Annotated in this window: 18 protein-coding genes and 1 tRNA gene; 7 read left to right on the top strand and 12 right to left on the bottom strand. The window is 74.2% G+C overall.

Annotated elements, in window-relative coordinates:
* Nucleotides 1-112: 112 nt before the first annotated feature.
* Nucleotides 113-727 (bottom strand): TetR/AcrR family transcriptional regulator, encoded by a 615-nt coding sequence (locus tag ACGFZF_RS29605; protein ID WP_393559097.1) that lies wholly within the window; start codon nucleotides 725-727, stop codon nucleotides 113-115.
* A gap of 68 nt (nucleotides 728-795) precedes the next feature.
* Between ACGFZF_RS29605 and ACGFZF_RS29600 the strand changes: the two genes are divergently transcribed.
* Nucleotides 796-1,389 carry a peroxiredoxin-like family protein gene (locus ACGFZF_RS29600; protein ID WP_393559095.1) on the top strand — a complete coding sequence of 198 codons (594 nt, stop codon included), beginning with the start codon at nucleotides 796-798 and terminating at the stop codon, nucleotides 1,387-1,389.
* A gap of 38 nt (nucleotides 1,390-1,427) precedes the next feature.
* On the opposite strand, the gene ACGFZF_RS29595 is transcribed toward ACGFZF_RS29600, so the two are convergent.
* From ACGFZF_RS29595 to ACGFZF_RS29580, 4 genes are all read right to left on the bottom strand, one after another.
* Complete coding sequence (locus ACGFZF_RS29595; RefSeq protein ID WP_393559093.1) at nucleotides 1,428-2,765, bottom strand: AAA domain-containing protein; 1,338 nt, start codon at nucleotides 2,763-2,765, stop codon at nucleotides 1,428-1,430.
* Entirely contained in the window at nucleotides 2,762-4,381 is a 1,620-nt protein-coding gene (locus ACGFZF_RS29590) for a hypothetical protein (protein ID WP_393559091.1), read from the bottom strand. The genes ACGFZF_RS29595 and ACGFZF_RS29590 overlap by 4 nt, the downstream gene beginning before the upstream one ends.
* A gap of 82 nt (nucleotides 4,382-4,463) precedes the next feature.
* Nucleotides 4,464-5,654, bottom strand: a complete 1,191-nt coding sequence (locus ACGFZF_RS29585; RefSeq protein ID WP_393559089.1) for a hypothetical protein — start codon at nucleotides 5,652-5,654, stop codon at nucleotides 4,464-4,466.
* Nucleotides 5,548-6,459, bottom strand: coding sequence for a phosphatase PAP2 family protein (locus ACGFZF_RS29580; protein WP_393559087.1), 912 nt, complete (start codon nucleotides 6,457-6,459; stop codon nucleotides 5,548-5,550). Before ACGFZF_RS29580 ends, ACGFZF_RS29585 begins: the two co-directional genes overlap by 107 nt.
* Before the next feature lie 128 nt (nucleotides 6,460-6,587).
* On the opposite strand from ACGFZF_RS29580, the gene ACGFZF_RS29575 reads away from it, so the two are divergent.
* On the top strand, nucleotides 6,588-7,181 hold the full coding sequence (locus ACGFZF_RS29575) for a histidine phosphatase family protein (RefSeq protein ID WP_393559085.1): 594 nt from the start codon (nucleotides 6,588-6,590) through the stop codon (nucleotides 7,179-7,181).
* 98 nt (nucleotides 7,182-7,279) lie between these two features.
* On the opposite strand, the gene ACGFZF_RS29570 is transcribed toward ACGFZF_RS29575, so the two are convergent.
* Nucleotides 7,280-8,572, bottom strand: a complete 1,293-nt coding sequence (locus ACGFZF_RS29570; protein WP_393559083.1) for a tetratricopeptide repeat protein — start codon at nucleotides 8,570-8,572, stop codon at nucleotides 7,280-7,282.
* Nucleotides 8,573-8,796: 224 nt separating this feature from the next.
* Between ACGFZF_RS29570 and ACGFZF_RS29565 the strand changes: the two genes are divergently transcribed.
* Nucleotides 8,797-9,237, top strand: coding sequence for a hypothetical protein (locus ACGFZF_RS29565; protein ID WP_393559081.1), 441 nt, complete (start codon nucleotides 8,797-8,799; stop codon nucleotides 9,235-9,237).
* 81 nt (nucleotides 9,238-9,318) lie between these two features.
* Nucleotides 9,319-10,194, top strand: coding sequence for a spermidine synthase (locus ACGFZF_RS29560; protein ID WP_393559330.1), 876 nt, complete (start codon nucleotides 9,319-9,321; stop codon nucleotides 10,192-10,194).
* Nucleotides 10,195-10,227: 33 nt separating this feature from the next.
* Here the strand turns inward: ACGFZF_RS29560 and ACGFZF_RS29555 are convergent, their stop codons facing one another.
* Nucleotides 10,228-10,791, bottom strand: a complete 564-nt coding sequence (locus tag ACGFZF_RS29555; protein ID WP_393559079.1) for a hypothetical protein — start codon at nucleotides 10,789-10,791, stop codon at nucleotides 10,228-10,230.
* Nucleotides 10,792-10,859: 68 nt separating this feature from the next.
* Between ACGFZF_RS29555 and ACGFZF_RS29550 the strand changes: the two genes are divergently transcribed.
* From ACGFZF_RS29550 to ACGFZF_RS29540, 3 genes are all read left to right on the top strand, one after another.
* Nucleotides 10,860-11,561 (top strand): response regulator transcription factor, encoded by a 702-nt coding sequence (locus ACGFZF_RS29550; protein ID WP_393559077.1) that lies wholly within the window; start codon nucleotides 10,860-10,862, stop codon nucleotides 11,559-11,561.
* Entirely contained in the window at nucleotides 11,558-12,973 is a 1,416-nt protein-coding gene (locus tag ACGFZF_RS29545; RefSeq protein WP_393559075.1) for an ATP-binding protein, read from the top strand. The genes ACGFZF_RS29550 and ACGFZF_RS29545 overlap by 4 nt, the downstream gene beginning before the upstream one ends.
* A 171-nt stretch (nucleotides 12,974-13,144) precedes the next feature.
* Nucleotides 13,145-14,632, top strand: a complete 1,488-nt coding sequence (locus tag ACGFZF_RS29540; RefSeq protein ID WP_393559073.1) for a cellulose binding domain-containing protein — start codon at nucleotides 13,145-13,147, stop codon at nucleotides 14,630-14,632.
* A gap of 93 nt (nucleotides 14,633-14,725) precedes the next feature.
* Here the strand turns inward: ACGFZF_RS29540 and ACGFZF_RS29535 are convergent, their stop codons facing one another.
* The 5 genes from ACGFZF_RS29535 to orn all read right to left on the bottom strand — a co-directional run bounded on the left by ACGFZF_RS29535 (nucleotide 14,726) and on the right by orn (nucleotide 18,730).
* Nucleotides 14,726-15,550: a carbohydrate ABC transporter permease gene (locus ACGFZF_RS29535; RefSeq protein ID WP_393559071.1), complete on the bottom strand. Its 825-nt coding sequence runs from the start codon at nucleotides 15,548-15,550 to the stop codon at nucleotides 14,726-14,728.
* Nucleotides 15,547-16,515, bottom strand: coding sequence for a carbohydrate ABC transporter permease (locus ACGFZF_RS29530; RefSeq protein ID WP_393559069.1), 969 nt, complete (start codon nucleotides 16,513-16,515; stop codon nucleotides 15,547-15,549). Before ACGFZF_RS29530 ends, ACGFZF_RS29535 begins: the two co-directional genes overlap by 4 nt.
* A 5-nt stretch (nucleotides 16,516-16,520) precedes the next feature.
* Nucleotides 16,521-17,804 (bottom strand): extracellular solute-binding protein, encoded by a 1,284-nt coding sequence (locus ACGFZF_RS29525; protein WP_393559329.1) that lies wholly within the window; start codon nucleotides 17,802-17,804, stop codon nucleotides 16,521-16,523.
* Nucleotides 17,805-17,950: 146 nt separating this feature from the next.
* Nucleotides 17,951-18,023 (bottom strand) — tRNA-His (locus ACGFZF_RS29520).
* A 104-nt stretch (nucleotides 18,024-18,127) separates the two neighbouring features.
* Nucleotides 18,128-18,730, bottom strand: a complete 603-nt coding sequence (orn, locus tag ACGFZF_RS29515; RefSeq protein WP_147978110.1) for an oligoribonuclease — start codon at nucleotides 18,728-18,730, stop codon at nucleotides 18,128-18,130.
* Between the last annotated feature and the right edge of the window lie 39 nt (nucleotides 18,731-18,769).

The following is an 18,769-nucleotide window of genomic DNA, read 5'->3' as shown; positions in this document are numbered from 1 at the left end:
ACACGGCCCGGACACCCGGGCCGCTCTTCCATTGTGGCGCCTGCGCGCAAGAGGGCCTCGGGGATGCCCCGTGGACCGAGCCCGGATTCCGGCCCGGTCCACGGGCCGGCTCTCAGGCGTCGAGTCCGCGGAGGAAGGCCGCGAGGCCGCCGAAGAACTCCTGCTCCGCGTCCACCTGCCGGGCGTGCCGGGCGGTGTCGGTCGTGTGAGGGAACTCCTCGGGCGGCAGTGCCGTTATGGCGGCCGTCCCCGCGCCGGACAGCGCCCCCAGGTGCTCGAGCTGGATCGCGCCGATGACGTACGCGAGGAGTCCGCGCAGGGCCACGACCCGCCGCTCGCCCGTGAGGCCGGCCTCCGCGAGGAGCGCGAGCACCGCCTCCGACCAGCGCAGGACGCCGGGCGAGCGGTGCCGGTGGGTGACCGTCAGCAGGACGACCCCGGGGTGCGCGCCGACCGTGTCGCGCAGCCGCCGCACCAGCACGGTGACCCGGTCCGGCCACGGCGTGTCCGGCGCGGGCGGGCTGGTGTCCACGGCCCCCAGGACCAGCTCGACGACGAGCCCCTCGAGCTCGTCGCGGTCCGCCACGTACCGGTAGAGCGCCATCGTGCTCGTCCCGAGCTCCTTGGCGACGGCGCGCATGGAGAGGCCGGAGAGCCCGTCGCGGTCGATGACGGCGAGGGCGGCGGAGGCCAGCTGGGCCTGGGTGAGCGAGCGGGGGCGCGGCATGGCTTGACAGCGTACGGCATACGCCTACGCTGTTGGTGTACGCCGTACTCCTACGCGAGAGGTGTCCCATGAACCTGCCCGGCAGGCTGCTGGAGCCCGGCTCCGCCGCCCCCGTCCGCGTGCTCGATCCCGTCCTCGGGCCCCGGCTGGCCGTCCCCGACCCGGAACGGCTGATCCACCTCCAGTTCCGGCGATTCGCGGGCTGCCCCGTCTGCCACCTGCACCTGCGCTCGGTGGTCCGGCGGCACGAGGAGATCGAGGCCGCCGGGATCCGCGAGGTGGTGGTCTTCCACTCGCCGGAGGAGGAGCTGCGGCCGCACCTCGACGACCTGCCCTTCGCGGTCGTGGCCGATCCTGGCAAGCGCCTGTACGCCGCCTTCGGCGTGGAGTCCTCGCCGCGGTCGCTGCTCGACCCGCGGGTGTGGTGGCCGGTGGCCCGCTCCGTGGCCCTCGGTGTCGGGGCGCTCCTGCGTGGCCGGCAGAAGCCGCCGGTCGCTCGGCCGAACGGGGGACGGCTCGGTCTCCCCGCAGACTTCCTGATCACCGGCGAGGGCCTCGTCGCGGCCGCGAAGTACGGCGAGCACGCCGACGACCAGTGGCCCGTCGACACGCTCCTCTCCCTCGCGGCCGCCGCCCCACGCCCGGCCGCCGCGACCCCCTGAGGAAGCCCGGGGCCGGACGCCCCGGCGCGTCGGACGGGTCAGGGGGTCCAGGTGACGCGGTGTTCGGACAGGTGGGAGAGCACCGCGTGGTTCGCCTCCCAGCCGTCCGGGAACTTCACCGTCACGCCCAGCTGCACCGGCTCCGTGGAGGGGTGCTCGTCGAGGAGGTCGGCCACGCCCTCGCGGCACACCACGATGCAGGCGTGGCGGTGGCGGGAGGCCAGGACGCAGAGCCGGCCCGTCTCCAGATGGAAGGCCGTGGCGTCGGGGCGGCCCGAGAGCGGGTGCAGGACGACCGTCACGTCGTACTCGCGGCCCTGCAGGCGGTTCGCCGTGTCCACGGTCACGCCCGTGACGCCCAGTTCCCCGAGCGCCGCCCGGACCGCCGCCGCCTGGTCGCGGTGGGCGGTGCCGACCGCGATCCGGTCCGCCGTGAGCGGTACGGGGTCGGGCCCCCGTTCCGAGACGGCGGCGCCGCCCCGGTCGAGCAGACGGCGCACCACCAGCGCGACCGCCCGTACCGCCTCCGGGTCCGTGCGCGGCGTGTGCCGGGCCGGCAGCTCCAGCAGCCCCCACCCCGACGCGGCCGCCTCGTCGAGGACCCGGTCCGGGCCCGAGCCGTCCGACGGCACGCCGAAGGAGAGCCGCCGGTCCCCGTGGTCCGTGCCGCTGCGGAACGGCGTGTACGGGTAGAAGGCGTCGGACACCAGCGGCGCCGCCGACGCCGGCAGCCGCCACGAGACGGGCAGCCGGTGCTGGGGCAGCTCCGGGTTGTGCGCGAGCAGGGTGGAGACCGCGCTGGCCGACGGGTCGTACGAGAGCCCCGCCCACTGGTCGGCGCCGACCACCGAGAACGGGTCCAGCTGACCGGGGTCGCCCACGAACAGCGCCCGCTCGAAGAGGCCCGCCACCGCGAGCAGCGCGTCCGAACGCATCTGGTACGCCTCGTCCACGATCGCGTGCGCCCACGGCTCGACGTTCTTCACGTGGGCCCACTTGGCGGCCGTCGAGATGACCACGTCCAGCCCCGCGAGATCACCCGCCTTCGCCGACTTGCGTACGTTGTCCAGGTCGTCGAGCGCCCTGTCGTAGGGGTCGCTGTCGTTGGAGTGCAGGCGGCCCACCGGCAGCTCCGGCTCCTTCTCCGCCAGTCGCAGCACCAGGTCGTCCACCTGCGCGTTCGTCTGCGCGACGACCATCAACGGACGTCCGGCCGAAGCCAGTTCGAGCGCGGCGCGCACCACCAGCGTCGACTTGCCGGCACCGGGCGGGGAGTCCACGACCACACCGCGGGCGTCCCCGTGCAGCGTGTCGGCGAGGATGTCCGCGGTCGCCCGGGTCGCCGCGGCCGACGGGTCGAAGAGGGCGGGGCTCACAGCAGGTCCTCCGTGGTGACGGTGTCGGGCGGTTCGGCGGCGTCGGACCGCGGCGGCCCGCCGTGCGTCCAGGGAGTCTCCTCCGGGTCCGGCAGCTTCGCCCCCACCCGCTGCTCGTGCTCGAACAGCGTCCAGGCGATCCGCTCGCCCTTCTGCGGCACCGAGCCCTCCGCGGGCTCCTTGGACCGTCCCATCCGGTCGGTGATCCGCAGGACCAGCGAGCCGTCGGCCTCGTACCGGACGAACTCCGCCGTCTGCGGCTTGCCTTCCAGCGAACGGTAGACCTTCACCTTCGCGCCGCCCTCGGCCGGGGACGCGCCCGGTGCGCCCAGGTGCGGCCGGTCGTCCGTGCGGACCGTCAGCAGGGGTCGGGGCGACGGCCGCTTCGACTCGGACCAGGCCATGGTCACCTCCGCCACCTCGGCGACGAACGCCTCACCCGACAGCCGCCGCCCGGCGAGCACCAGCGGATCGTCGAGGGCCTCCTGCGCCTCCAGCTGGCCCTGGGCCTGCTCGCGCGCCGCCAGCTTCCGGGCCGCCGTCACCGCGTCGTCCCGGCGCGGCTGGGGCGGCTCGCCGGCCGTCACCCGGTCGCGGTGCCCGGTGAAGGACCAGCGGTCCCGGGTCCAGCGGTCGGCCACCCGGGCGCCCTCCGGCAGCTCCCGCAGCAGGTCGAGGGCGCGCCACACCGCGTGCCACGTCGGCGCCAGCTGCGAGGCGATCAGCCGGCGGATCTCCCGCTCCGCGCCGTGCAGTTCGGCGAGCCGGTCGTCCGCCGTCTCACCGTCCTCGGCCGCGCCCAGGGCCTGCCGGGCGCGGTCGAAGCGCTCGACCGCGGGTGCCAGCAGCCGGTTGTCGAAGGTCGGGTCGGTCGCCGGACCCGCCGGCGGGCACACCAGCTGTCCGTCCCGGTCCCGGCCGAGTTCCGCCCGCAGCGCCGCCTCCGCGCCGGACTCGGACCCGTCCGTGTCGATCCACGCGAGCAGGGCGCCCAGGTGCTGGTCCTCCAGGGACGACTGACCGGTCGCCCAGTGCCGGTTGAGCAGGTCCGTCGCGGACAGCAACAGGGACGAGCCGGGCACCCGGGCCCGCTCGCCGAAGTGCGTCAGCCAGCGGCCCAGCAGCGGCACCCGCGGCGGCGCGGGGAAGGGCGTCTCCGGGTCCTGCTCCGCGGTGCGCCGGAAGCGCATGGACCGGCCGAGCAGCCGGACGTACTCGACACCCGCGCGGCTCGGCACGATCAACTGGGGCGCGTCCGCGCAGAGTTCCACCTCGACCTTGACCTTCTTGCCGGTCTCCGGGTCGGTCTCGTTGCGCTCGGCGGCCTCCACGCCGTCGGTGAACCCGTCGATGTACGGCAGGACCTCCTCGGCCAGGTCGGCGAGGAACGCGAACCGCAGGTCGCGGTCGCGCGGCTGGGCCACGACGAGAAGCCGGGGCTCCTCGCGGTCGGTGCCGACCAGCGCCCCGAGCGGTGCGCCCGCCTCGCCGGCGGTGGTCAGCGGGACGAGGACCAGCGGCCGCTCCGCGACGTGCCGGTGCCGGACGGTGGCGAGCGGCTGCGCCCGCCCCGACTCGACGGCCTCCAGCCGGGCGAGGGTGGAGATCAGCGACATGCCGGGCCCCCCGGGTCCTGTCCGGGCACACCGCAGACGGACGCGAGCCGCGCCCCCGCATGGACGCGCAGGACGTGACGCCTCACCATCCGAGCGCCTCCTGTCCGGGGATCCGGGACGCGCCGGCCGCCGCCAGCGCCTCGCCGCGCAGGGCCTGCGCGCGGCGCAGGGCGTCGACGGTCGGGTCGTCCGCGTCGCCCGCCTCGCCGCGGGCCGCCGCCAGGACCTCGCCGATCGTGGTCAGACCGCCCAGTTCGCTACGCGCCGACCGGCCGAGGGCCTCCACCGCGCCCGCGAGCCGGGCCCGCTCGCGACAGTGGAAGGCCAGCTCGCAGGCGGACAGGCACTCCGGCGCGTACGCGTGCGGGACCGACTCCACCGCGGCCCTCAACTGCTCGGTCGAGCAGCCCTCCACGTCGAAGGTGACGCCTTCCGGCACCATCGCCGCGATCTCCTCGATCCGGGTCAGCCGGGCCAGTTGGCGCCGGGTGACCGACAACTGCTTGCGCACGTCCACGACCGAGGCGGTCGGCAGGTTGGAGAAGTCCTTGGGGCAGACGAGCAGCACCGAGTGGGCCACCTCCGCGCCCTCCGTCAGCGACGCCACCCGCTCCAGCGCCAGCACGTACACCGCCGCCTGCCGGGCGGCCGCCCCCACCTTCGAGGCGTCCGCCGCGCCGTCGATCATCGGGAACGACTTGATCTCCACGACCGTCCACCGCCCGTCGGGGTGCACCACGACCGCGTCCGGCTCCAGGTAGGCGGCCGAGCCCGCCACCTCCAGGGCCAGCATCGGATGGTCGAGCAGGGCCCAGCCGCCGGCAGCGGTCGCCTCGCGCAGCGCCAGCGCCGTACGGGCCGCCCGCCCCTCGGGTCCGGCCGCCGCCAGGTCCGGTACCTCGACCGCCCCGGGCTCGTCGATCCCGAGCAGTCGCAGCAGCTCGCGCCCGCCGTCGGCCTTGACCTTCGCCTCGAAGGCGTTCCCCCGCATGAAGGCGAACTGCGACTGACCGAAGGCCGCGGGCGAGCCGAGCTTCGACGCGAGCGCGGCCTTGTCGACCCCGGCGCCGTCGAGCAGCGCCCGCCGCTTGCAGCCGGGGTTGGCGGCCAGCGCCGCCAGCGCCCGCGCGTCCAGCGGGTGCGGCACCGTCGCCGGCCCGCGCAGCTCAGCGAGCTTCCCCCACACTCGCGGCGTCGCCGGAGCTGGGGAGACCCCATGCGGTCGTGTCGTCTGCGGAGTCGGTGGAGCTCCGCTGCCCAGGGATGCGCTCACCCGCGGAAGTCTCGCATCCGCCACCGACAATCGGGGATCGTACGGGTGCCTCGCCGCCCGGGAGGGTGGTGCGGACCCGGTCCGCGAGCCGCAGCGCGGGTGCCGTGAGCAGCAGCCCGAGGCCCATCACGGCCGCCCCGGCGACCGCGTCGAGGAAGTAGTGGTTCGCCGTGCCCATCACCACGACCACGGTCAGCAGCGGGTAGGCGACACCGAGGGCCCTGAACAGCGGCGTACGCCCGTGACGCCACAGCATCACCCCGCACCACAGCGCCCAGCCGACGTGCAGGCTCGGCATCGCCGCGTACTGGTTCGTCATCCCGCCCATCCCGCGCGGGGCGCTGGCCTCGGCGCCCCACCAGCCGTACGCGCTGAACTGCGCCATGGTGTCGACGAATCCGTGGCCCGCGTCGAGCAGCCGCGGCGGGCAGGTCGGCAGGAGCGTGAAGCCGACCAGGCCGAGGAGGGTGGACAGCATCAGCCAGGTCCGGGCGGCCCGGTAGCGGCCGGGGCGGCGGCGGAAGAGCCAGACCAGGACGGCCGGGGTGACGAGGTAGTGCAGGGAGGCGTACGCGAAGTCGGCGGGTATCCCGAGGGCCGGGGTGCTCGTGAAGAGGCGGTTGAGGGGGTGCTCGGCGTTCAGGTGGAGGGCCTGCTCCAGCCGCAGGATCGCCAGACCGTGCTCGACGGCACCGCCCACGTCCCCGCGGGCGAGCAGCCGGCCGCCCGAGTACGCCGCGTACACCACGGCGATCAGCGACAACTCGGCCCACCAGCGCGGCCGGCGCGCGGCTCTCTCGGTCATACGTGTGTTCCCCCTCGGCTCGGCCTAGGGGACGCCGTGAGGAGGCGGGAGGTTGCCCGGACGTCGCCGTCGGTTCACGTGCGGGATGATGGAGGGGCACCTGCCACGTGACCCCCAGGAGAGCCTTCATGGCACCGCGCATCCTGCTCGCCCGGCACGGCCAGACCGAATGGTCGCTGAGTGGCCGCCACACCGGCAGGACCGACATCCCGCTGCTCGACGAGGGCCGACGCGGCGCGAAGCTTCTCGGGGAGCGCCTGCACCGGGCGCCGTGGAACGGCCTGCCGGACCTCGAGATCCGGACCAGCCCGCTGCTGCGCGCGCGGGAGACCTGCGACCTCGCGGGCTTCGGCGAGCGGGCCCGGGACTGGGACACCCTGATGGAGTGGGACTACGGGGCCTACGAGGGCCTCACCCCGGACGAGATCCAGGAGCGCCGGCCGGGCTGGCTGCTCTGGCGCGACGCGGTGCCGGAGGGCGAGAGCCTGGAGCAGGTCACGGCCCGGGCGGACGAGGTGGTGGACTGGGCGCGGTCCGCGGACCGGGACGTGCTGGTCTTCGCCCACGGCCACATCCTGCGCTCCATCGGGGCGCGCTGGCTCGGCGAGTCCGTCTCCTTCGGCTCGCGGATCCGCCTCGACCCGACGAGCCTGTCGGTGCTCGGCTGGGCCTACGGAGAGCCGGCGATCGAACGCTGGAACGACACGGGCCACATGGAGTAGGCGGGGCCGGCCGCGACGGCCCGTCCCTCCCCGGGACCGGTCCGGCCCGCTCCGGTCGTCCGGGGCACGGGCCGGCTCCGGTCGCCGTCCCGCCCGGATCAGGGCGTCCGTGCCCCGTGGCCCGCCAGCACCCGCCGGGTGTCCGCCAGCATCGCGCGGATGCGCGAGGACTGGACGTCGCCCAGCGCGTCCACCACCCGCCGCGCCTCCGCCGCCGCCTCGTCGTGCCGGCCCGCGTGGGCCAGGTCGCCCGCGAGCTGGGCCCGGTAGAGGGCGAGGTTGCGCGCGAAATGCGGGTTCTGCAGGACCGTCGCGCGATGGGCGTGGCGGGCCGCGCGGCCCCGGTCACCCAGCGCCGACCAGCACTGCGCCTCCAGCGCCTCCAGCTCGGGCTCGCCGAAGAAGGACATCCACTCCGGATCGCCGTCGGAGGAGCCCTTCGCGAAGTGGGCGTGCGCCCGGCCCAGCGCCTGCTCGCAGGCGGTCCGGTCGCCGAGACCCGCCCAGGCCCCCGCCTCCCGCAGGGAGAGCAGCGACAGCAGCCGCGCCGAGGACAGGGGCCGGGCGGCCCGCAGGCCCGCCTGGGCCGCCCGGACCGCCTCCCGGTACCGCCCCGCGTCCCTGGCCAGGAACGACGTGTTGCAGAAGGCGTGCGCCTCCAGGGCGGGGTCGCCGGCCACGCGCGCGGTGGCGAGCGCCTCGGCGTAATGCGAGCGGGCGTCGTCGAAGCGACCCGAGTCGTGGGCCAGCCAGCCGACCGACAGGGAGAGCTCCCCGGCGCCCGCGTGCAGCCGGTCCTCGGTCGAGCGGCGGGCCGCCGTGCCCTTGTCGAGCAGGGCGTAGGCCGCCCGCAGCGGCTGGGCGGCCGCCTGGTAGAGCCCGTCGGCGCCGTGCCGGTCGTCGAGCACGCGGATCTGCCGTACGGCGTCCTCGACGGCCTTCACCTCGGCCTCGCCGATCCGGTGCGCTCCGCGGGGGGCCGGGATCGCGACGGCCGGTCCGCCGAGTCCCAGAGAGGCGACCGCCACCGTGGCGGTACCGCTCGTCATGAATGCGCGACGCAGCACGTCGCTCTCCTCATCGTTCCGGGTCGTGATGGCGGGCGCCGTCGGCGCCGTGGCCGGGCGCCGTCCGCGTACCGCCTCCCGTGCCGAGAAGCCCAGGTCCGCCAGGCTCAGGCCGGGGAACATGTGCAGGAACACCCGCTCGTACGCGTAGTTCGGGCAGCGGATCTCGCCCGCCTCCACCCGCCCGATGTAGCGGGCGTCGCAGGCGACCTGCTCGCCGATCTCCCGCGCGGCCCTTCGGACCGCCGCGGCGAACTCCGCCGGCGAGTGCTGTCCGCGGAGCCGGCGGAAGGCGAGATTGGGAACTGCCCGTGACAACGCCATGGCCGAGCCCTCTCCTGTGCAGCCGGTGTTCCGGCGGGGCAAGAACGTACCTGCTGTGACCACCCGCACACGCAGAGTTTGGCTACAAATCGGATATCTCGCTCGCGATCTGCCATGAACTGCCATCCTTTGCGGCGGCGTGCCGCCGTAGCTGTTGACGCCCCCGGGCGTTGAACCGTGCGGAGAGACGGAACGTGTCTCCTCAGGAGCGAGGAGGGGTCCCCTTGTTGGAGATCGGATCGCAGTCGACCGCGCGCCACGCGCCCACCCCGGACGCGAGCGCTTCGCACGTCGAGCCCTGTGACCTGGTGACCGTGCCGGCCCGTCAGGGCCTGGAGGCCGTCGACATCCTGCGCCGCGGCGGTGCCCCGGTGGTCGGCCCGGTCCTGCACGACGGAGCCTGCGACACCCTCGGCTTCCTGGTGCCGCCCGGTACGGCCGAGGGCTGGGACATGCCCGGCAGCGCCTGTACGCAGACCTCCGGGCGAGGTCTGCGCATCCCCGAACTCCCCGAGCTGCCCGATCCGGCGGCGGGTGGCGCGCCGCGGCCCGCGGGCTGGCTGCTGCCCCCCGAGGGCGCCGGTCAGGTCACCGACCCGGAGGTGCTGCGCGAGGCCCTCGGCCAGGCGGCCCGTCTGATCGAAGCGGCGGACGGCTGCCGCTGAGGGAGTCTCGCCGTGGCTCCCGGGGCTGTGCCCGGTCCCGCGGCGGGCTCGTCGGGCGGCGTACCGGCGCGCGGGCCGATAATGGGGCTCGTGGCCAGAAACAAGCAGCGTGAACGGGCGGCGGGCGCCGTCGCCGTCGTCGAGACCGTCGACGGCGGACTCGCGGAGCTCATACCCGACCGGGAGCGCCCCCGCGGCTGGACGCTGCTGATCGACGGCGCCCCGCAGTCGCACGTCGACCTCGACGATCCGGCCCACCTCTCCTTCGAGTACCAGCGCCGGCTCGGCCACATCGCCGATCTCGCCGCCTCGCCGAACCGGCCGGTCCAGGCCGTGCACCTCGGCGGCGGAGCCTTCACCCTCGCCCGGTACGTGGCCGCCACCCGGCCCCGCTCCACGCAGCAGATCGTGGAGCTCGACGGCTCCCTGGTCCAGCTCGTACGCCGGGAACTCCCCCTCGACGCGGGGGCCCGGATCCGCGTCCGCTCCACCGACGCGCGCGCCGGGCTCGCCAAGGTGCAGGACGGCTGGGCGGACCTGATCATCGCCGACGTGTTCAGCGGAGCCCGTACGCCCGCGCACCTGACCAGCACGGAGTTCCTCACCGAGGTCCGCCGGGTGCTCCGGCCGGGCGGCTTCTACGCGGCCAACCTGGCCGACGGGCCGCCGCTGACCCACCTGCGCGGCCAGATCGCCACCGCCGCCACCGTCTTCCCCGAACTGGCGCTGGTCGCCGACCCGACCGTGCTGCGGGGCCGCCGCTTCGGCAACGCCGTCCTGCTCGCCTCCGACCGGGAGCTGCCGGTCGCGGAGCTGACCCGCCGCGTGGCGACCGACCCGCACGCCGGGAGGGTCGAACACGGCCGTGCGCTCGCCGACTTCACCGGGGGAGCGACGCCGGTGACCGACGCCAGCGCCAAGCCCTCGCCCGTGCCGCCGGCGTCCGTATTCCGCTGAGGGGCCCGCTGACGCGCGCGGGGCCCGCGAGGGTCAGCGTTCGTCGATCTCGACGCGCGGCGCGGTGTCGTGCCAGACGCAGAAGACCGACAGTTCGCGGCCGTCCCGGGTGAACGTCACCCGGATCCAGGTCGGCTGCTTCCAGACCTGCATCTGCCAGCCCGAGGCCGGGGTCGCCGACACCAGTTCCGCCGAGGTCGCGCCGATGTCGAAGACGACCCGGCCGCCGTCGACGGCGTAGCTCTTCACGTCGCCCGCGCCGCTGTCGCCGCCGTCCGGACTCGGGCCGTTCGACGACGCGGGTGCGCTCGGCCGGCGCGAGGGGGCCGCGGACGGAGAGGACGACGGGGTGCCGCTCCCGCCCGGCGAGGCCGTCGCCGTGGGGCTCCCGGGCCGACCGGTCGCGGAGGCCAGCGGCTCGCTGCCCCCGGTGTCCGGATCGTCGGAGTGACCGACGGGAATGGGCAGGGCGCGCGGCGGGTCGTAGACCGTGCCCGCCAGCACCGTGTGCACACCCCACCAGGAGAGGGTGACCGCCGCGCCCGTGGCGAGCGACCACGCCATGGCGTGAACAAGTCCTCTTCGCATCCGGGCCATAGTGCACCACCGTGTGCGCCGGCGTCCCGGAGGGTGGACCTTCCCCCGTATGGCGTACGGTGCGGCCCATGGCAAGTGTGCTCGTGGTCGAGGACGACCAGTTCGTGCGCTCCGCCCTCATCCGGCATCTGACCGAGGCCTCCCACACCGTACGGAGCGTCGGCACGGCCCTGGAGGCGTTGCGCGAGGTCGCCCATTTCCGTTTCGACGTGGTCATCCTGGACCTCGGACTCCCCGACCTGGACGGGTCCGAGGCGCTCAAGATGCTGCGCGGCATCACCGACGTCCCCGTGATCATCGCGACCGCGCGGGACGACGAGACGGAGATCGTCCGGCTCCTCAACGACGGGGCCGACGACTACCTCGTCAAGCCCTTCTCCGTGGACCACCTCTCCGCGCGGATGGCCGCCGTGCTGCGCCGTTCGCGGGCGTCCGCGGGTGAGGCGCCGCCGTCGCGGGTGATCCAGGTCGGCGGTCTCTCGATCGATCCGCTGCGGCGGCAGGCGGAACTGGACGGGACCACCCTGGACCTGACCCGGCGGGAGTTCGACCTGCTGGCCTTCCTCGCCGGGCGGCCGGGCGTCGTCGTGCCGCGCAAGGAGCTGCTCGCCGAGGTCTGGCAGCAGTCCTACGGGGACGATCAGACCATCGACGTGCATCTGTCCTGGCTGCGGCGGAAATTGGGCGAGACGGCGGCTCGTCCGCGCTATCTGCACACCCTGCGCGGGGTGGGCGTGAAGCTGGAGCCGCCGCGGGAGAACGCGCCGTGAGATGGGCCCTCGTCAAGGTGTCGCTCGCCGTCACCGCCATGGTCGTCGTCGCCTTCGCCGTCCCGCTCGGCCTCGTCGTCAAGGAGATGGCGCGCGACCGGGCGTTCTCCAACGCCGAGCGGCGCGCCGCCGGCCTCGCGCCCGTCCTCGCGATCACCACCGAACGCGAGGAACTGGACCGGGCCGTCGCCACCACCGAGGACGGTGCCGCCGGGCGGATGGCCGTCCACGTCCCCGCCGCCGACGAACCGGGCGGCAAGGCGCTGGAGATCGGCACCCGACGCGCCGCCGAGGACGATCTGCGCATCACCCGCGAACTGGGTCGCGCCACCATCACCGAGGTGCCGGGCGGCTCCGTGCTGCTCCAGCCGACCGCGCTCGGCTCCGGTCAGGTCGCGGTCGTCGAACTCTTCGTCCCCGAGGGCGAGGTCAGCAACGGCGTCGCCACCGCCTGGCTGGTGCTGGCCGGTGTCGGCATCGCCCTGATCGTCGGCTCCGTCGCGGTCGCCGACCGGCTCGGCGTCCGGATGGTCCAGCCCGCCCAGCGCCTCGCGGGCGCCGCCCACGACCTGGGCGAGGGCCGGCTCGGCGCCCGGGTCCCCGAGGAGGGGCCGCCCGAGCTCAAGTCCGCGGCGATCGCCTTCAACTCCATGGCCGACCAGGTCGTCCAGCTCCTCGCCAACGAGCGGGAACTGGCCGCCGACCTCTCCCACCGGCTGCGGACCCCGCTCACCGTGCTCCGGCTCAACGCCGCCTCCCTCGGCTCCGGTCCGGCCGCCGAGCAGACCCGTCACGCCGTCGAGCAGCTGGAGCGGGAGGTCGACACCATCATCCGTACCGCGCGCGAGGCCAAGCCCCAGACCCAGGCCACCGGTCCGGGCGCCGGCTGCGACGCCTCCGAGGTCGTCCGGGAGCGGATGGACTTCTGGTCCGCGCTCGCCGAGGACGAGGGTCGCAAGGTGCGGGTCGCGGGCGTCGACCGCCCGGTCCGCATCCCCGTCGCCCGCCCCGAACTGGTCGCCGCCCTCGACGCGCTGCTCGGCAACGTCTTCCGCCACACCCCCGAGGGCACCGCCTTCTCCGTCGACGTGCACAACGGCGACGACGCCGTCATCGTGCTCGTCTCCGACGCCGGCTCCGGCATCGCCGACCCGGCCGCCGCGCTGACCCGCGGCAACAACGGCCACCGGGACGGTTCCACCGGCCTCGGCCTGGACATCGTGCGCCGGATGGCCGAGTCCACCGGGGGCGACGTCCGCATCGGGCACTCCGTGCTCGGCGGCACCGAGGTCCGCATCTGGATCGGGCTCGACGGACGCGGAGCCGGTGACAGCGGCGGTCGGCGCGGCCACCGCACGGCCCGCCGCAGACGAGGCGGCGGCACGGGCAGCCGGCGGGCCGACGCCTCCTGAGCCGCGGCCCCGCCGCGGCCCCGCCGCGGGCCCGAACCTTTCGTCCCCCCGATGCCTCCCTTAAGCGGAGCCTAAGAATCCCCAACCACCGTGCCTCCGGGCGGATTTGTCCGTCTGCGGCTCGCTAGCGTGCTGCCGCACCCCACCCCCGCACACAGAGGCAGGCACGCGATGGGCACCAGCTCGCACCGGCGCAGGACGACCGGCAGGACCAAGGCCGTCGGAGCCGTCGTCGCCGCCGCGGTGATCGGCGGCGCGGTCTTCGCGCTCACCGGCACCGCCCAGGCGGCGTCCGTCGGCGCCGCCTACACCAAGACCAGCTCCTGGGAGGGCGGTTACACCGGCCAGTACATCGTCACCAACGAGACGTCCGCGGTGCAGAAGGACTGGACCCTGGAGTTCGACCTGCCCGCCGGGACGAGGATCGGCTCGCTGTGGAACGGCGACCACACCGTCTCCGGGCAGCACGTCACGGTCCGGCCCGCGAGCTGGAACAAGGAGCTGGCCCCCGGCCAGTCCGTCACCGTCGGCTTCGTGACCTCGGCGAGCGGCCAGGCCGGCGACCCGACCCACTGCCTGATCAACAAGTCCGCCTGCTCCGCGGGCGGCGCCACCCCGACCCCGAGCGGCCGCCCCACCGAGCAGCCCACGGCCACCGTCGCCCCCACCGCCTCCGCGACGCCCAGTGCTCCCGCCACCCCGACCCCGACCCGGACGGCCACCGCGAGCCCCACCCCGACGGCGACCGCGACCGGCACCCCGGGCACCGCCGCGAAGTACGCGCCGTACGTCGACACCTCGCTCTACCCGGCGTACGACCTGCTCGCCACCGCCGACGCCACCGGCGTGAAGGAGTTCAACCTCGCCTTCATCACCTCCGGCGGCTCCTGCGCCCCGCTGTGGGGCGGTGTCACCGACCTCGCGAGCGACCGGGTCGCCTCCCAGATCGGCGCCCTGCGCGCCAAGGGCGGTGACGTCCGGGTCTCCTTCGGCGGTGCCGCCGGCCACGAGCTGGCCCTGAACTGCTCCGGCTCCGCCGACCTCGCCGCGGCCTACGGCAAGGTCGTCGACCAGTACAAGCTCACCAAGGTCGACTTCGACATCGAGGGCGCGGCCCTGCCGGACACCGCCGCCAACACCCGCCGCTCCCAGGCGATCGCCCAGCTCCAGAAGACCCACCCCGGTCTGAACGTCTCCTTCACCCTGCCGGTCATGCCCGAGGGCCTGACCCAGCCGGGCGTGGACCTGCTCGCCGACGCGAAGAGGAACGGTGTCCGGATCGACGCCGTCAACATCATGGCGATGGACTACGGACCGGCCTACAGCGGCGACATGGGCCAGTACGCGATCCAGGCCGCGACCGCCACGCAGGCGCAGATCAAGGGTGTCCTCGGGCTGTCCGACGCGGCCGCCTGGAAGGCGGTCGCCGTCACCCCGATGATCGGCGTCAACGACGTCACGACCGAGGTCTTCAAGGTCGACGACGCCACCCAGCTGGTCGACTTCGCCAAGTCCAAGGGCATCGGCTGGCTGTCCATGTGGTCCTCGACCCGCGACAAGCAGTGCGCGGCCGGCGCCGTGAACCACGCCGACGCCACCTGCTCCTCGATCCTGCAGCAGCCGCTGGCGTTCACCAAGGCGTTCGGCGCCTACCGGTAGCCCCCACCCTCCCCCCACACCGCGCGCTCCGGCCGGACCACCCCACCCCCGGCCGGAGCGCGCCTCCGTGTCCCCGAGGCCCCTCCGGACACGTCAGCCCTTCACCGCGCCGCGCATGATCCCGCCGACGATCCGGCGTCCGAAGAGGGCGAACACGACCAGCAGCGGCAGCGTCCCCAGCAGGGCGCCGGCCATGATCACCGCCTGGTCCGGGACGTAGCCCCGCCCGAGACCGGCGAGGGCCACCTGCACCGTCGGACTGCCGCTCTGCGTCAGGGCGATGACCGGCCAGAAGAAGTCGTTCCATGCCGCCACGAAGGTCAGCATCCCGAGCACGGCCATCGCCGGACGGGCCGCCGGGAACACCACGTGCCAGACCGTCCGCAGCGCCCCCGCCCCGTCCATCCGGGCAGCCTCGACCAGTTCCGAGGGAAGGGCCTCGACCAGGTGCTGGCGCATGAAGAAGACTCCGAAGGCGGAGGCCAGCGCGGGCAGGATCACCGCCTGGAGCCGGTCCGTCCACGACAGCTCGGCGATCAGCATGTACAGCGGCACGGCGCCCAGTTGGGGCGGCACCGCCATCGTGCCGATCACGAGCAGCAGCAGCCCGGTGCGGAACCTGAACCGCAGCTTGGCGAAGGCGAAGCCCGCCAGGGTGGAGAACAGCACCGTCCCCGCCGTCACCGTTCCCGCCACGATCGTCGTGTTCAGCAACGCCGTGCCCAGGTTGGCGTCGGTCCAGGCGATCGACAGGTTGTGCCCCAGGTTCCCGCCGAACCGGAAGGGCGGCGGGGTCCGCGCGAGCCGGGTGGAGTCCGTCGAGGCGGCGACCGCCGTCCACACGAGCGGGAAGAGGGACCCGATCGTGACGACGGCGAGCAGGGCGTACGTGAGCGGTCCGGCCCGCCGCGCCGTCACGAGGCGTCCCCGCGCCAGGGGCCGTACCGGCGTACCGCACCCGCCACCGCTCCGACCAGCAGCAGGATCAGGAGCATGGCCCAGGCGATCGCCGACGCCCGTCCGAGATGCAGGTTCACCCAGCCCTGCTCGTACAGGTACAGCCCCAGCGTCTGGAACTGGTGGTCCGCCCCGCCGGTCGCCCCCGCCCCGCCGCTGAACAGCAGCGGCTCGCCGAAGAGCTGGGTCGCCCCGATCGTCGACACCACGACCGTGAACAGGAGCGTCGGCCGCAGCCCGGGCAGCGTGACGTGGACGAACTGCCGCAGGCGCGAGGCCCCGTCCAGCGCCGCCGACTCGTACAGCTCCCGAGGGATCGCCTGCATCGCCGCCAGGTAGATCAGCGCGTTGAAGCCCGTCCAGCGCCACACCACGATCGCCGACACCGCGCACCGGGACGACCAGGTCCCGTTCTGCCAGTCGACGGGCGGCACCCCGGCCAGCCCCAGGGCCCAGTTGACCATTCCGTAGTCCCGTCCGAAGAGGAGCACGAACACCAGGGTCGCGGCGGCCACCGACGTCGCGTACGGGGTGAGGGCCGCGACCCGGAAGAAGGCCCGGCCGCGCAGCCGCCGGTCGAGGAGTTCGGCGATCCCGAGCGCGAGCAGCAGCTGCGGGACGGTCGACATGACACCGAGGAGGACGGTGTTCTTCAGGGCGTTCCAGAAGAACTCGTCCCGCACGAGCCGGGAGTAGTTCCGCAGCCCCACCCACTCCATCTCGGTGGGCGCCGTCAACTCCACCCGGTGCAGCGAGGCCCAGCCGGTGTAGAGCAGCGGGAAGAGCCCGAAGGCCGCGAAGAACAGGAAGAAGGGGGCCACGAAGGCGTACGGGCTCCGGCTGCCGTCCCGGTGGCCCCGCCGGGCCGCGGGGGCGGGCCGCCCGGTGCTCTCCCGTGCGGGGGCGCCGGTCCCGTCCTCTGCCATCCGGGTCACCGGTCCAGGGCGTTGTCGATCGTCCTCACCGCCGTGTCCCACGCGGCCTGCGGGGACTTCCCCCGCTGGTCGATCTGGAGCATGCCGACGTCCGCCAGGTTCTGCGCGATGATCGCGTCCTTCGGGCCGAGGACGGTCACCGGGACGCCCCGGGCGGCCTGGGAGAAGATCGCGCCGATCGGGGCGTCGCCGAAGTACGGGAGTCGTGCCCGTGCGACGGCCGGCAGCGGGTAGGCGGCCGAGGCGCTGGGGAAGTTGCCGCGGCGCCGGAAGAGCGTCGCCTGCTGCGCGGGGGCGGTGAGCCAGGCGGCGAGTCGGGCCGCCTCGGCCGGATGCCGGCCCGCCGACGGCACGACGAGGAAGGAGCCGCCCCAGTTGCCCGGCCGGGGCGCCTGGGCCACGTCCCATCGCCCGCGGCCGGCCGGCCCCGCCTTGTCCCGGATGTAGCCGAGCATCCAGGCCGGGCAGGAGACGGTGGCGAAGGCGCCGTTGGCGAACGCCTGGTCCCACGCCGGGGTGAACTGCTGGAGCCGGGCGGTCAGGCCCTCGGTGGCGGAGGCGGCGGCGATGTCCCATGCCTCGCGTACGGCGGGGCTGGTGTCGTAGACGACCTCGCCCCGTTCGTCGTAGAACCGGATGGTGCTGCCGCCGGTGATGGCGGTCATCACACCGGACGCCGAGTCCACGAAGGCGACGCCGGGGGGAGCGCTCGCCCGGAACCGGCGGCCCGTCGCCAGGAACTTCCGCCAGTCCCCGGCCCACAGCCGGCCGACGGCGGTGCGTTCGGTGGGCAGTCCGGCCCGGGCGAAGTGGTCCTTGCGGTAGCAGACGGCCTGCGGGCCGATGTCCGTGCCGAGGCCGAGCGTCCGGCCGTCCGGAGCGGTGCCCTGGGCCCACTTCCAGGGCAGGAACGCGGCGCGGTCCACGCCGGGCGCGGTGCCGAGGTCTTCGAGCCGGTCCCCCTGCGTGGTGGTGATCTCGGCGATGTTGTCGACCTCGACGGCCTGGATGTCCGCGAGGCCGGATCCGGAGCCGAGGTGAGTGAGGAGCTGCGGGTAGTAGTTGGCGTTGCGCTCGATCGAGGTCTGCCGGATGACGACGTCGGGATGCTCCCGGGTGTACGCGTCGTAGAGGCCGGCCTCCTGGAACCCGAAGGCGCCGAAGACCCCGACGGTCAGGACGGTCCGGCCGGCGGCTTCGTCGGGGTCCTCGGCGCAGCCGGCGAGCAGTGCCGCGCACAGGACGACGGACAGGGCGGCGGCGATGCGGGTCCTGCGCAGGGCGGCCTCCTCGTGCGCGGCCTGGTGACCGACGCCACGTTAGGCGCCGGGCCGCCACCCGCGACGGGGGCGCCGCGTGTCTCACCCGAAGGGACCCGGAAACGACCGAGGCCCCGGTTCTCGCGAACCGGGGCCTCGATCTTCAGGGTGAGTAACGGGACTCGAACCCGCGACATCCTGGACCACAACCAGGTGCTCTACCAGCTGAGCTATACCCACCATGACCGGCGGTTTTCCCGAAGGTTTCCCCGACCGGCCGAGAAGAAGTCTACAGGGTCCCGACGGGTGCTCGCGCCCGCATTACGGCGAGCGCGAGCGGCGGCTCATTCCGCGGGCAGGACGTGGCGTGCCGCGATCTGCTTCGCCGTGTCGGAGTCGGGGCCGGGCTGCGGGACGAAGATCGCCTCGCGGTAGTAGCGCAGCTCGGCGATGGACTCGCGGATGTCGGCGAGCGCGCGGTGGTTGCCGTTCTTCTCCGGACTGTTGAAGTACGCCCTCGGGTACCAGCGGCGGGCCAGCTCCTTGACCGAGGAGACATCGACGATCCGGTAATGGAGGTACTCCTCCAGTGCGGACATGTCGCGCGCGAGGAAGCCGCGGTCGGTGCCGACCGAGTTCCCGCACAGGGGAGCCTTGCGGGGCTCCTTCACGTGCTCGCGTACGTACGCCAGGACCTGGGCCTCGGCGTCGGCGAGGGTGGTGCCCTCGGCGAGCGCGTCGAGCAGGCCCGAGTTCGTGTGCATCTGCCGCACGATCTCCGGCATGGTCTCCAGGGCGGCGTCCGGCGGACGGATCACGATGTCCACGCCTTCGCCGAGCACGTTCAGTTCCGAGTCGGTGACCAGCGCGGCCACCTCGATGAGTGCGTCGTCCGTCAGCGAGAGCCCGGTCATCTCGCAGTCGATCCACACCATGCGATCGTTCATGCGTCCTACCTTAGGGGGTGGCCTGCGGATCGGACCCTG

Origin of the sequence: Streptomyces sp. NPDC048338, from assembly GCF_043201055.1 — a bacterium.
Classification (GTDB): Bacteria; Actinomycetota; Actinomycetes; order Streptomycetales; family Streptomycetaceae; genus Streptomyces.
Note: the sequence above shows the minus strand (reverse complement) of the source record. Positions and strands in the feature narration are given on the sequence as shown.